At 53.1% G+C, this 13,409-nt stretch carries 14 protein-coding genes; 4 read left to right on the top strand and 10 right to left on the bottom strand.

The features are described from left to right. Positions 1 to 221 precede the first annotated feature (221 nt). From RTX30_RS18645 to yobA, 3 genes are read right to left on the bottom strand one after another with little or no spacing between them, the layout of a single operon-like run. Complete coding sequence (locus RTX30_RS18645) at positions 222 to 560, bottom strand: YebY family protein (RefSeq protein ID WP_312691649.1); 339 nt, start codon at positions 558 to 560, stop codon at positions 222 to 224. 18 nt (positions 561 to 578) lie between these two features. Further along, a complete protein-coding gene (copD, locus tag RTX30_RS18640; RefSeq protein ID WP_312691648.1) occupies positions 579 to 1,448 on the bottom strand; it encodes a copper homeostasis membrane protein CopD in 870 nt (289 codons plus the stop codon). 3 nt (positions 1,449 to 1,451) lie between these two features. Next, positions 1,452 to 1,826, bottom strand: a complete 375-nt coding sequence (gene yobA, locus RTX30_RS18635) for a CopC domain-containing protein YobA (protein WP_312691647.1) — start codon at positions 1,824 to 1,826, stop codon at positions 1,452 to 1,454. Between the two features lie 137 nt (positions 1,827 to 1,963). Here yobA and RTX30_RS18630 point away from each other — a divergent pair, with 137 nt between their 5' ends. Both RTX30_RS18630 and exoX read left to right on the top strand, forming a co-directional pair. Further along, positions 1,964 to 2,194, top strand: a complete 231-nt coding sequence (locus RTX30_RS18630) for a DNA polymerase III subunit theta (RefSeq protein ID WP_312691646.1) — start codon at positions 1,964 to 1,966, stop codon at positions 2,192 to 2,194. Positions 2,195 to 2,205: 11 nt separating this feature from the next. Continuing rightward, complete coding sequence (gene exoX / locus RTX30_RS18625; protein ID WP_312691645.1) at positions 2,206 to 2,868, top strand: exodeoxyribonuclease X; 663 nt, start codon at positions 2,206 to 2,208, stop codon at positions 2,866 to 2,868. Here the strand turns inward: exoX and ptrB are convergent. From ptrB to RTX30_RS18605, 4 genes are all read right to left on the bottom strand, one after another. Then, on the bottom strand, positions 2,865 to 4,925 hold the full coding sequence (gene ptrB, locus RTX30_RS18620) for an oligopeptidase B (protein ID WP_312691644.1): 2,061 nt from the start codon (positions 4,923 to 4,925) through the stop codon (positions 2,865 to 2,867). The two genes, exoX and ptrB, sit on opposite strands and share 4 nt — an antisense overlap. Before the next feature lie 75 nt (positions 4,926 to 5,000). Beyond that, complete coding sequence (locus tag RTX30_RS18615) at positions 5,001 to 5,672, bottom strand: tellurite resistance TerB family protein (protein ID WP_312691643.1); 672 nt, start codon at positions 5,670 to 5,672, stop codon at positions 5,001 to 5,003. A 92-nt stretch (positions 5,673 to 5,764) separates the two neighbouring features. Continuing rightward, positions 5,765 to 6,118: a protein YebF gene (yebF, locus tag RTX30_RS18610; RefSeq protein ID WP_312691642.1), complete on the bottom strand. Its 354-nt coding sequence runs from the start codon at positions 6,116 to 6,118 to the stop codon at positions 5,765 to 5,767. Between the two features lie 58 nt (positions 6,119 to 6,176). Continuing rightward, entirely contained in the window at positions 6,177 to 6,512 is a 336-nt protein-coding gene (locus RTX30_RS18605) for a YebG family protein (protein WP_312691641.1), read from the bottom strand. A gap of 131 nt (positions 6,513 to 6,643) precedes the next feature. On the opposite strand from RTX30_RS18605, the gene purT reads away from it, so the two are divergent. Beyond that, positions 6,644 to 7,822: a formate-dependent phosphoribosylglycinamide formyltransferase gene (gene purT, locus RTX30_RS18600; protein ID WP_312691640.1), complete on the top strand. Its 1,179-nt coding sequence runs from the start codon at positions 6,644 to 6,646 to the stop codon at positions 7,820 to 7,822. A 66-nt stretch (positions 7,823 to 7,888) separates the two neighbouring features. On the opposite strand, the gene kdgA is transcribed toward purT, so the two are convergent. The 3 genes from kdgA to zwf all read right to left on the bottom strand — a co-directional run bounded on the left by kdgA (position 7,889) and on the right by zwf (position 12,089). Continuing rightward, positions 7,889 to 8,530, bottom strand: a complete 642-nt coding sequence (gene kdgA, locus RTX30_RS18595) for a bifunctional 4-hydroxy-2-oxoglutarate aldolase/2-dehydro-3-deoxy-phosphogluconate aldolase (RefSeq protein ID WP_312691639.1) — start codon at positions 8,528 to 8,530, stop codon at positions 7,889 to 7,891. A 37-nt stretch (positions 8,531 to 8,567) separates the two neighbouring features. Continuing rightward, positions 8,568 to 10,379, bottom strand: coding sequence for a phosphogluconate dehydratase (gene edd / locus RTX30_RS18590; RefSeq protein WP_312691638.1), 1,812 nt, complete (start codon positions 10,377 to 10,379; stop codon positions 8,568 to 8,570). A 234-nt stretch (positions 10,380 to 10,613) separates the two neighbouring features. After that, entirely contained in the window at positions 10,614 to 12,089 is a 1,476-nt protein-coding gene (gene zwf / locus RTX30_RS18585; RefSeq protein WP_312691637.1) for a glucose-6-phosphate dehydrogenase, read from the bottom strand. A 340-nt stretch (positions 12,090 to 12,429) separates the two neighbouring features. On the opposite strand from zwf, the gene RTX30_RS18580 reads away from it, so the two are divergent. Then, positions 12,430 to 13,299, top strand: coding sequence for a MurR/RpiR family transcriptional regulator (locus RTX30_RS18580; RefSeq protein WP_312691655.1), 870 nt, complete (start codon positions 12,430 to 12,432; stop codon positions 13,297 to 13,299). Positions 13,300 to 13,409 lie beyond the last annotated feature (110 nt).

Below are 13,409 nucleotides of genomic sequence, written 5' to 3'. Positions count from 1 at the left end.
GAAATGGCTCTTGGGAGAGAGCCGTGCGCTAAAAGTTGGCATTAATGCAGGCTAAGTCGCCTTGCACTTTAAGAATAGATGACGACGTCAGGTTTTCCAGTCCGCGACAAAAGTGGTCAGAAAAATTAGGTTATCGTCACGCTCAGAAATGTTAAAACCGCAAGACTTGTTGAGAAAGTCTTGCGGTTTTTGTTTTTGATTCAAGCCATTAAGACAGTTTATTAACAAAGTGTCTCAGCTTTGGCAATAAACGGCGCCAGACTCATCTTTTCACCGGGTCGGTTGGGGTCATCGATCTGGATGACACTGATGGGTTGGCCGCTACTTTTACCGCTATCGACCTGTTGTTGAGCCACATCATTCAACGGGTATTGCACCAGCGTACTTGGATTAATCACATACAGCGCCTTGCCCGGGCGGCAGGTTAGCATCACTTCTTCCCGGTTGAAGGCCCATTTTTCTTTGCCGATTTCGAAACGACTCACAGTGATCACCTGCGGTGCCGCCAGCGCAGTACCAGAACAGGTCAACATTAACAGTGCCAATAATTTCTTCTTCATTCTTTCCGCCAGGTTCAGTCAAAAAGGTTCCCAGGTCGCAAACAAGCTCACAGCTGCCAGCACCAGCGCTCCCAGCCCCACTTCAGCCCATGTCAGGCTAATAAAACGCTGCCGTGCAGTATCGTTTTTAAGGCTCAGGCGGGGCACCAGAACATACCGATTCACGAGCGCAATTGCCACCATCACCACCACAAGCGCACATTTCAGCAATAACAAACGTCCCCAGGCGCTATGCCAGGGAAGGTTCAACCCCTGAATGAACAAGGTATTGATAATGCCAGTCATCAACACCCCGGCAACAGCAAGATGCCCATAGCGCGAGAAACGCATCATCGCCGCGATTGCGGCCTCCCGCCAGCGCCCGTGCGCCAGTTGCATGCAAAATAGCACCGGAAGCAGTCCTCCCAGCCACGTTGCCGCGCAAATGAGGTGGATAAAGTGATTACCGCGTTGCAGTACGCCAGTCAGCCCGTCGTGCATCGCGGCATGCCCCGTTCCAGCCGACAACATAAACTGGATAGTCACCAGCAGTAAAAGCCGCTGCTGATTCCCGGGCTGTAACAGCGCAACGATCAGCGTCAGGCAGGCCAGTAACATTTGCAACGACCAGACCGAGCCGAACTGTGTGCCCGTTAACATGAGCCAAATCTCTGGTCGCCAGACATCCTGCCAGCCTTCGCCCATCATCCCGCCTTGTACCATAAACATCAGCACAGCAGACGCGATATTCAGCCACAGGCACATCTGCTGGAGTGGCATAAAACGGTGTGCGAGCAGGCGTCGCAGGGCATGCGGCGCAAGCCAGCTGCTAAACAGGGCTGAACCAAAGATCACTATCAGGACAGCGAAATGGACAAACCGCAGCCAGACATAGCTTTCTGCCAGCATGGATCACTTCACAGAAAAGACGTAACGACCACTGGTTTTATGGCCATCCACAGAAACCACATGCCAGCTAACAGTATACTTGCCCGGCGTCAGCGGTTGTTCCAGGGGGACAATCATCTGCGTTTTATCATTCTCATTGCGTTTCACCGCGCCGGTCCTGATAATTTGCTGCCGTTCACCCGTCACATTAATACCGCTGAACCTTGGTTCGATCCCTTCCGAGAAATTGAGCGTCAAGGCTTGCGGTGCTGCAGTGACTTCAGCATTGGCGGCTGGATACTGGCCTTTCAGATGTGCATGCGCGAGTGCGGCAGGCGTGACAAACAGGCTGGCGATGAGCACGATCCAACGACCACGAGGGAGCGGAGAGATGCGCATTGTCTTCATTCCTTTTTGTTATACATTTAGGGCAGAGAATAACTCTGTATAATTATCGCGTCGAGTATCATTATCGGTATGCTTGTCTTTATGCCACAGGCTTAGTACCTTTTGCCGCGTCTAACCAGGAGAAAATCATGACAACTAATCTTGCAAAACTCCCGCAGGACGAAATGGACAAGGTCAACGTCGATCTTGCTGCAGCAGGTGTTGCATTTAAAGAGCGTTATAATATGCCGGTCATCGCCGAGGCGGTTGAACGCGAACAGCCCGCGCACCTGCGTGACTGGTTTCGTCAGCGTCTCATTGCGCACCGACTGGCTTCCGTCTCGCTTTCTCGCTTGCCTTACGAGCCTAAAGCGAAGTAATGGAGACAGGAATGTTACGTGTTATTGATACCGAAACCTGCGATCTTCAGGGTGGGGTTGTCGAAATAGCCTCCGTGGATGTGGTTGATGGCCAGATCGTTAACCCGATGAGCCATCTGGTACGCCCGGACCGACCAATCAGCCCGCAGGCAATGGCGATACACCGTATTACCGAATCGATGGTAGCCCATCAGCCATGGATTGAAGAGATTGTGCCGCACTATTACGGTAGCGCCTGGTATGTTGCGCACAATGCCAGCTTTGACCGACGCGTGTTACCCGAAATGCCAGGTGAATGGATCTGCACCATGAAACTGGCGCGCCGCCTGTGGCCAGGCATTAAGTACAGCAACATGGCGCTGTATAAATCCCGTAAGTTGAGTGTGCAAACGCCCCCCGGACTGCATCATCACCGGGCACTGTACGACTGCTATATTACTGCCGCGTTGCTTATCGATATCATGCAGGTTTCTGGCTGGTCAGCGGATGAGATGGCGACCATCACTGGCCGCCCTGCGCTACTCACGACCTTTACGTTTGGCAAATACCGCGGTAAACCGGTTTCCGAGATCGCCGATCGCGATCCGGGCTATCTGCGTTGGTTATTCAACAACCTTGAGCGCATGAGCCCGGAACTACGTCTGACGCTAAGGCACTATTTAGGCGATGATTAGTGTGCCCCCTGTCCGGGCAGCGATCCCTGGGCAAGGGCAATTAAAAAAGCATATTCCAGAGCAACGCCTTCATACGATTTAAAACGTCCTGATTTGCCGCCATGCCCGGAATCCATATCTGTACACAGCAACAGCAGATTATTGTCGGTTTTATACTCTCGCAGTTTAGCCACCCACTTCGCCGGCTCCCAGTACTGAACCTGTGAATCATGTAGCCCGGTGGTCACCAGCATATGCGGGTAATCGTGCGCGCCAATGTTGTCGTAAGGGCTGTAACCTTTCATATAGTGGTAGTACGTTTCATTCTGCGGATTGCCCCACTCTTCAAACTCACCGGTAGTCAGCGGGATCGACTCATCGAGCATTGTGGTGACGACATCAACAAATGGTACCTGCGCTATCACGCCATGGAACAAGGAGGGGCGCTCATTGACGATCGCGCCCATCAATAACCCACCTGCGCTCCCTCCCATGGCATAGCAGAACAGCGGTGAGCCGTAGCCCTGCGCCAACAGCATATCGGTCACGTCGATAAAATCATTAAAGGTGTTTTTCTTGTTAAGAAACTTACCGTCTTCATACCATGCCTGCCCGAGTTCTCCGCCGCCACGCACATGCGCAATGGCGCAGACAAAGCCCCGATCCAACAGACTCAGGCGGCTGCTACTGAAATCGGCATCCATGCTCGCCCCGTACGAACCGTAACCATACACCAGTAACGGGTTCTGCCCCGGGCGGAAATGGTGTTTGTTGTAGACCAACGAGACGGGGACTTCTACCCCATCTCTGGCACGGATCCACAAGTGTTCGCTCTGATACTGGCTGGCGTCAAATCCCTCGACATCAATTTGCTTGAGCACCCGCCGTTCGCCGGTGTCCATATCCAGTTCAAAGAGCGTATCCGGCGTGGTCATTGATGAGTAGCCATAACGTAAGCGGGATGTTTCCGGCTCCGGGTTATAGGCAAGCCAGGTGACATATGCGGGATCGTCAAAGGCTATGCCAACCACTTCTCGCGTTTTACGGTTGATTTGCCGCAGGCTGGTCAACCCGCGTTGGCGCTCCTCTACTACCAGCCAGTCGGTGAACAGGGTAAAGCCCTCCAGCATGACCTGTTCACGCGCCGGAATCAGCACCTCCCAGCGACGTTCATCACGCACTTTTGTACGATAGAGACCAAAATTTTTACCGTCTCGATTTGAGCGTAAATAAAACGTGTGCTGGAAATGATCGAGGCTGTATTCATGATCTTTACGGCGTGGCAGGAAACGCAGAGGTTGCGCATCTGGCAATTCGGCATCCAGCAGTAAGACCTCGCTGGTGGTGGCACTGGCCAGATGGATAGTGATGTAATGTTGAGACGTTGTTTTGCTCAGCCCGACGTAGAAAGTGTCATCCTGCTCTTCATACACCAGTTCATCCTGCTGCGGGGGCGTGCCTATGGTGTGCCGCCATACCTGATACGGCAGCAGCGTCGTATCATGTTTACGCACATAGTAGAGCGTTTCAGAATCATTCACCCAGACAAACTCCGGCGAGACATTTTCGAGTACTTCCGGATACCAGTTTCCCGTCTCCAGGTCACGAAAACGCAGGCCGTACTGTCGGCGGGAGAGATAATCCTCCGCGACGGCCATAAGGGCGTTATCTGGCGACACGGACAGACCACCGAGGGTGTAAAATTCACTGTGTGAGGCACGCTGATTGGCATCCAGCAGCACCTGCCACTCCTCCCATTCCGCGGCCAGAACAGACTGGCGCTGGTAAATGGCGTACTCATTGCCGGGTTCATACACATGCCGATAGCGGTAGCCATTTTTAATGTAGGGGGCAGATATTTCACGCTGCGGGATCCGCGAAATGATCTCCTCCAGTACCCGGTCCTGCAGGGCTTTCTGCGACGCCATTATCTCGCGTCCGTAGTCGTTTTCGTCGGCAAGATAGTTAAGAACGTCTGGCTGAGAGCGCGTGTCGTCCCGCAGCCAGTAATAGTCATCGATTCGCGTGTCGCCATGCACGGTCATGGCATGAGGGATTTTTTTGGCTTTTGGCGGCATAGCATTGTTCTTTATTTGTTTTACACTCCTATAAGGGTGGCAAAACCCACGCGCGATGCAAGCGAAACGTGATGCTCACGACTGTATGATGGTGTCTTTTTGCTGCTTGAGATCCTGTTCGATGCCATCGCGTACGTCCTGAGGAATTTTCAGCGCATCGCCCAGCGCGTTGAGATAGCTGCGTTCCATAAAGTGGTCGACATCAATGACAGCACAACTAAGAAAATAGACTTCCAGTGCCTCTTCTTCATTTTGTACACCCTGCGCCAGGCGATGCGGATCGAGAGGCTGCTCAATGGCCTGCGTCACCAGTGCTCGCCCCTGCATTTCGATACCCGCCTCCCGCAATTGGTGTTCGATAGCGGCGCGCTCTTTGTCATCGATATGACCATCACTTTTAGCCGCAAACACCAGCGCCAGAATCAGACGTTCTGCGCGCACGTCCAGCGGCGAACTCTGATGGCCAAATTGCGGCTCGTTCTGATGAGCATCGCGTATCCGCGATTTATATTTATTCCACAATACGCTTCCCGCCACCGCGCCGCCGCCAATTAACAATGCGCTGGTGCCGTATTTGGCAAGCAGCTTACGCGATGATTTACTGGACACCAGCAATCCTGCCAGACCACCTAACGCGCCGGGAACCAGCAGCTTACTGAGCCCTTGCTCGCCAGCTGAAGAAGATGTTGCGTTCGCAGAGCCACTGCTCTGGCCGAGCAGTGACTGTAATTGATTTAGCCAATTCATAGTGATACCCCTCACGAAGCGATGAATGAACGCTCAGAGTACGCGAGGGGGATGTCAGGAAGTGTCTAAGTCTGCAAAAGATAAGAAAAGTGTTAATGGGACTGAGGCTGATAGTCCGCCTTACCGGCTTTGCAGTCTATTGCAACCTTGTAGTGAATATCCGCGCTTTTACCGCGCACGGTTAACGGCACGGTCCATTTATCATCCTTGCCGACAATATCCTTTGCACTGATCCAGGCTATCGGATCGGCCTGGCCCAGTTTCTTTTGATCGTCCACCCAGCGCACAATACGATTCTGTAAATAATCACGCTTAACGCTGGCCGCGATCCCATCCGCGTTAAGTCCCTCGCAGGAGGGAAACTTGACCGTTTTGTCGTTTGCAGCCTGTGCCGTCATTCTGCCTGCCAGCAATAGTAAGCTGGATAAAACCCCTGCTATTTTCATGCTTATCTCCTGGTTCTTACCCATTCATAGCATGGTACAAATTGCTGGCAGTGCAAGATCAGGCGACTTTTGCGCGTTTACCCGCGCTTTTAATATCTACCGCGTCGTTCTGTTCACTCTCTTCAGCGGCCGGAGATACCGTCGATTCCTCGTCTGCACCCGGTAATTTGCCGGATTTCAGAATACCGCTGAGCGCGTCTTTATGTTCAGCAAGCCAAAGAGCCATCAGGTCGCGGGTTTCGTCTTCCAGCGTGACAGGCCCGGTGGTCAGCCATTCCCCGAGGACTTCAGCCAGGTCGAGCATCTTGTCGTAAGCATCCGCTTCCTTTTTGCTGGCAAAAGACATTTTTTCCTCACCTTCTCTAATGACTACGTATTTAACTTCTACCGCCATGATGCAGCCTCATTTAACTGTGTATTTATACAGTATAGTAGCGCGATGGAAAAACCATCGCAAGTGACAAAAGACAGACGCAAACGTTTTCGTTTATACTGTGCGCAGTTTTTTTCCAACGGTAAGCTGCTATGACTCTTTTAGGAACTGCGCTGCGCCCTGCAGCAACGCGTGTGATGTTACTCGGTTCTGGTGAACTGGGCAAAGAGGTGGCTATAGAATGCCAGCGTCTCGGCATTGAGGTGATTGCGGTAGACCGCTACGCTAACGCGCCAGCCATGCATGTGGCACACCGTTCACATGTGATCAACATGCTCGATGGTGAAGCATTGAAGGTACTGGTGGCGAGTGAAAAACCGCATTTTATTGTGCCCGAAATTGAAGCCATTGCCACCGAAACACTGCTCGAACTGGAAGCTCAGGGCCAGCACGTTGTGCCCTGTGCCCGCGCCACCCAACTGACCATGAACCGCGAAGGCATTCGCCGCCTGGCCGCTGAAGAACTGCAACTGCCTACGTCAAATTACCGTTTTGCCGACAGTGAAGCCGCATTCCAACAGGCTGTTGAAGAGATTGGTCTGCCCTGTATCGTAAAACCCGTAATGAGCTCTTCAGGCAAAGGTCAGAGTTTTATTAAAAGCGCGGATCAGTTAGCCAAAGCGTGGGAATATGCGCAACAAGGCGGTCGTGCCGGCGCTGGCCGCGTGATTGTCGAAGGGGTCGTTAACTTTGATTTTGAAATTACGCTGCTAACCATCAGCGCGGCAGATGGTGTGCACTTCTGCGCCCCGATTGGCCACCGCCAGGAAGAAGGCGATTACCGTGAATCCTGGCAGCCGCAGCAGATGTCCGTCACGGCACTGGAACGCGCACATGCGATCGCCCATAAAGTCGTACTGGCACTGGGTGGTTACGGTCTGTTTGGCGTTGAATTGTTTGTTTGCGGGGATGAGGTCGTTTTTAGCGAAGTCTCTCCTCGCCCGCACGATACCGGCATGGTCACGCTGATTTCACAAGACATGTCCGAGTTTGCTCTGCATGTGCGTGCCTTCCTGGGATTGCCGGTTGGCGCGATCCGGCAGTATGGTCCCGCGGCCTCAGCGGTGATCCTCCCGCGGCTTAACAGTCAGAACGTCACGTTTTGCAATGTTCAGAACGCGGTCGGCGCGGGGGTACAACTGCGTCTGTTCGGCAAGCCCGAGATCGAAGGCTCCCGCCGCATGGGCGTCGCGCTGGCCGTTGCCGACACCACCGAAAGTGCCGTTGAACGCGCCATTACCGCGGCGGCGGCAGTACAGGTTCAGGGATAAAAAAAAGCCCGGTCGCATTATGCTGGCCGGGCTACTTTCCAGGCGGGGTCTTCACCCGCCTCGCTATTACTGTTTCGCGCCTTCGACAGCTTCGCGCGCCAGTGTTGTGATGCGATCGTAATCACCCGCTTCCAGCGCATCTGCCGGTACCAGCCAGGAGCCGCCGATGCACAGCACGCTTTTCAGCGCCAGGTAATCACGGTAATTGGCCGGTGAGATCCCGCCTGTCGGGCAGAAACGAACATGAGCGAACGGGCCTGCAATCGCCTGCAACGCCTTAGTGCCGCCGTTAGCTTCCGCCGGGAAGAATTTGAATTCTTTCAGACCGTAGTCCATGCCCAACATCAATTCTGAAACGGTGCTGATACCCGGGATCAGAGGGATGGTGCCTTCGGTTGCCGCTTTCAGCAACGGCTCAGTCAGACCGGGGCTGATGGCGAATTGCGCGCCGGCAGCGGTAACCTCGGCCAGTTGTTGCGGGTTCAGGACAGTACCGGCGCCGATGATCGCCTCCGGAACTTCTTTTGCGATAGCGCGAATAGCATCAATGGCACAGGCCGTACGCAGAGTGACTTCCAGAACGCGAACCCCTCCCGCAACCAGTGCTTTTGCCATCGGCACCGCGTGTTCCAGTTTGTTCACTACGATCACCGGCACGACCGGGCCCGTTTTCAGGATTGTTTCTGCACTCGTTTTCCAGTTTTTCATCAGGTTTTTCTCTCGCCAGAACTAAAATCTTGTCGTCTTAAAAAGTGATACAGGTTGCGCCCTGTTCCGCCCCGGAAAGTTTCTCGCGGAGTGCGCCGAACATTTCGCGCCCCGTGCCCACGCGCATCGCGCTCAGGTCAGGAATATGTGGCTGGCGCGCAGCAAGCTCGTTGTCATCCACCAGCAGCGTTAATTCACCTGTCTGCCCGTTGACCCGGATGACGTCGCCGTCACGCACTTTCGCCAGCAATCCACCGTCATAGGCTTCGGGTGTTACGTGGATCGCCGACGGCACTTTACCCGATGCACCTGAGAGCCGTCCATCGGTAACTAAAGCAATTTTGAAACGGCGGTCCAATAATACACCAAGTGGCGGCATGAGTTTATGTAATTCTGGCATTCCATTCGCTTTTGGCCCCTGATGACGGACAACAACCACACAGTCGCGATCCAGAAGCCCCGCTTCGAAGGCAGGTAATACGTCATGCTGACTTTCAAACACCACGGCCGGTGCTTCAATAACCTGATTCTCAACCGGCACCGCCGACGTTTTCATCACCGCACGCCCAAGATTACCGCTCAGTACTTTAGTGCCACCATGTTTCGAAAACGGTTTATCCACCGTGGCGATGATGTCAGCATCCAGTGAGGCGTCAGCGCCCGGGCGCCAGTCCAGCTCGCCATTGTTTAACCAGGGTTCATTGGTATAACGCGCCAGACCGAAGCCCGCGACAGTGTTCACCTCTTCATGCAGCAGCCCACCTTTAAGCAACTCGCGCATGAGCACGGGCACGCCACCCGCTGCCTGGAAGTGGTTAATGTCTGCCGGGCCGTTCGGGTAGAGACGCGCCAGCAGAGGTACCACGTCGGAGAGTTCGGAGAAGTCATCCCAGTTAATGATGATGCCGGCGGCACGCGCCATTGCCACCAGATGCATAGTGTGGTTGGTCGAGCCCCCGGTTGCCAGCAATGAAACAATACCGTTCACCACTACTTTCTCGTCGATCATCTTACCAAGCGGCATCCATTCGTTGCCGTTGCCGGTCAGACGCGTCACCTGGCGAGCCGCCGCTTCCGTTAGTGCCTGGCGCAATGGCGCATCCGGGTGTACGAAAGAGGATCCAGGCAGTTGCAAGCCCATAAACTCAATCACCATCTGATTGGTATTGGCAGTACCGTAGAAGGTACACGTGCCCGGCGCGTGGTAAGACGCAGCTTCAGATTCCAGCAACGCCATCCTGTCGACTTTCCCTTCCGCGTAAAGCTGGCGAATACGTACTTTTTCTTTGTTCGCCAGGCCGCTGGCCATCGGGCCTGACGGAATAAACAACGCCGGTAAATGACCAAATGACAGCGCGGCCATCACCAGCCCCGGGACGATTTTGTCACATACGCCCAGGTAAAGTGCCCCATCGAACATATTATGCGACAGCCCTACCGCCGCCGACATGGCGATAACTTCACGGCTGAGCAGAGATAACTCCATACCGTCCTGGCCCTGAGTGACACCATCGCACATGGCTGGCACCCCACCCGCAACCTGACCGACCGCGTTGACCGAGTGCAAGGCTTTACGAATGATGTTCGGGTAGGTTTCGTAAGGCTGATGCGCAGAGAGCATGTCGTTGTAGGAGGTGATAATGGCGATATTGTTACGCAGCATACTTTTTAACGATGCTTTATCGTCAGGCTGGCATGCGGCGAAACCGTGAGCCAGGTTTCCACAGGCCAGCGTCGAGCGGCGTACCGTGTCGCTTTTCGCCTGCTCAATACGCGCATGATAGGCTGAGCGGGTTTCACGCGAACGTTCAATAATACGATTTGTTACGCGTAACACTGTCGGGTTCATAGAGGCTCCTGAAATTTATCTGTCCGGGGTGGCAACATGGGAGGCATAAATGCTCGTTATCATTGAGCCAGAAACACCAGTACGCTGCGCCCCAAAGGCAAAATCGCTTCAGCCAGTGTAATAAAAAAAGCCCCGCTGGTGAATCCAGTCGGGGCCTGAAAGATGAAAAATTGTCCTGATTTCTGTGTTAGATCATGTTACCGGTAAAATAACCTCATTATCAGGTTCCCTCGGTCACTCAAACTCATTCCACGAACGGCCATCGCGAGTGATCATGGCCACAGATGCGACCGGGCCCCAGGTGCCTGCCTGGTAAGGTTTCGGGGAATCATTATCCGCCGCCCATGCTTCAGTGATCGAGTCCACCCACTTCCACGCTTCTTCCACCTCATCACGGCGAACGAACAGCGCCTGGATCCCGCGCATGGTTTCCAAAAGCAGGCGTTCATACGCATCGGCAAGATGCGTCTGGTTAAAGGTTTCTGAATAGCTCAGATCGAGTTTTGTGATCTGCAGATTATGTTTATGATCGAGGCCAGGCACTTTGTTAAGCACCTGAATATCCACACCTTCATCTGGCTGCAAACGAATGGTGAGTTTATTTTGTGGCAAATCCTGCCACGACTCTTTGAACAGGTTCAGTTCCGGCGTTTTGAAGTAGACCACGACTTCTGAACATTTCGCGGGCAGACGTTTGCCGGTGCGCAGGTAGAACGGGACACCTGCCCAGCGCCAGTTATCAATGTCCACGCGAATAGCGACGAACGTTTCGGTATTACTGGATTTGTTGGCACCCTCTTCTTCCAGATAACCGGGCACTTTTTTACCCTGTGCAAAGCCGGCGGTGTACTGACCACGCACGGTTTTTTCACGCACATTTGTGCGGTCGATACGACGCAGCGATTTCAGCACTTTCACCTTTTCATCGCGGATGCTGTCAGCGCTTAAGTCCGACGGTGGCGACATCGCAATCATGCAAAGGATTTGCAGCAGGTGGTTCTGGATCATATCGCGCATCTGACCCGCCTGATCGAAGTAACCCCAACGGCCTTCGATCCCGACTTCTTCCGCTACGGTGATCTCAACGTGATCAATGGTGCGGTTATCCCAGTTGTTAACAAACAAGGAGTTAGCAAAACGCAGCGCCAGCAAGTTGAGCACCGTCTCTTTACCCAAATAATGGTCGATACGGTAAACCTGGCACTCTTCAAAATATTCACCGACCTGGTCGTTAATTTCACGGGAAGTGGCTAACGAAGTTCCCAGCGGCTTTTCCATCACGACACGCGCCGGTTTCGCATTCAGTTTCGCTTCGCCCAACCCTTTGCAGATTGCGCCAAAGGTGCTGGGCGGCATCGCAAAATAATTGATGGTAGTACGGTTTTTTTGATCGAGCATCGCGCCTAAGCGTTTAAAAGCGGAGGTGTCATTCACATCCAGATTGCAGAAATCCAGACGGCTACTCAGCTTATCCCACAGGCTTTCGTCGATCTTTTCCTTCATAAAGGTTTCGAGCGCTTCGCGGATCACGTTGGTATAGGCTTCTTTATCCCAGTCGGCGCGTCCAACACCCAGGATACGCGTTTCGGGGTGGATCTGACCCGCTTTTTCCAGTTGATACAGGGACGGCAGCAATTTCCGGCGCGCAAGGTCGCCTTTCGCGCCGAAAATGACCAGGTCACACGCCTGGGCTGTTTGTATTACCGCCATATCATTCTCCTCAGTTGGCGATCCTGGAACTCTGGCCAGGTCTTCAATGTAATTTTATTACGGTACAATGTACTGCTTTTACGTCACTACCGAAACTGTTACGCCTTGTCAGGAAGTGCGTTATTTTATTGTGACGAAAACCAGGGGTTTTCGCCCGGAAAACGCTGTACGTCTGCCCAGGAGACCCACGCTAAAATCCGACGTTGATCATGTAATGAAAAAAAACAACAACATTTCTCGTCACGCTTTACCTTTCTAAGACGCCCGGGGGTAATATCAGGATAAACGCATCACGATTTCATTCTTGTGGAATCGTTTTACCATGAGCGCTTTATCACCCATGAATATGCTGGAAAAAATCCAGTCACGACTGGAAAACCTTAGCAAATCCGAACGAAAAGTGGCGGAAGTCATTCTCGCCGCGCCGCAACAGGCCATTCACTCCAGTATTGCCACGCTTGCGCAAGAAGCGGAGGTTAGCGAGCCGACGGTGAACCGTTTCTGCCGCAGTCTTGATACGCGCGGATTTCCTGATTTTAAACTGCATCTCGCACAAAGTCTTGCCAACGGCACACCTTATGTTAACCGCAACGTCGACGAAGACGACAGCGTAGAAGCCTACACGGGTAAAATCTTCGAATCGGCGATGGCGAGTCTCGATCATGTACGCCAGTCGCTGGATATGGCAGCGGTTAACCGCGCCGTGGATTTACTGACGCAGGCGAAAAAAATCGCCTTCTTTGGCCTCGGCTCGTCTGCGGCGGTGGCCCACGATGCGATGAATAAATTTTTTCGCTTTAACGTTCCCGTGGTCTACTCCGATGACATTGTGTTGCAACGCATGAGCTGTATGAATTGTAGCGACGATGACGTAGTTGTGTTGATTTCACACACTGGCCGCACCAAGAATTTAGTTGAACTTGCGCAACTGGCACGTGAAAACGACGCCATGGTCATTGCGCTAACCTCCGCGGGGACACCACTGGCGCGAGAAGCAACACTTGCGATCACGCTGGATGTCCCGGAAGATACAGACATTTACATGCCCATGGTGTCACGACTTGCGCAACTGACTGTCATCGACGTGTTAGCTACAGGGTTTACGTTGCGTCGGGGTGCAAAATTCAGGGATAACTTGAAGCGAGTCAAAGAAGCACTGAAAGAATCGCGCTTTGATAAGGAACTGCTTATCAAAAGTGATAACCACTAATAGTTAATAACAAAAGCGGTACCTTTACGCTGTTCGGTCTGCAACGTTGTTCTTCACAGCAGGGCGACAAATGACCGAATTCATGTTCACGCAACACCAAGTTGTTTCAG

Source organism: Kosakonia sp. (assembly GCF_032052965.1).
GTDB lineage: Bacteria > Pseudomonadota > Gammaproteobacteria > Enterobacterales > Enterobacteriaceae > Kosakonia.
The sequence above is the reverse complement of the archived record's forward strand: the minus strand, read 5'-3'. Positions and strand labels throughout refer to the sequence as shown.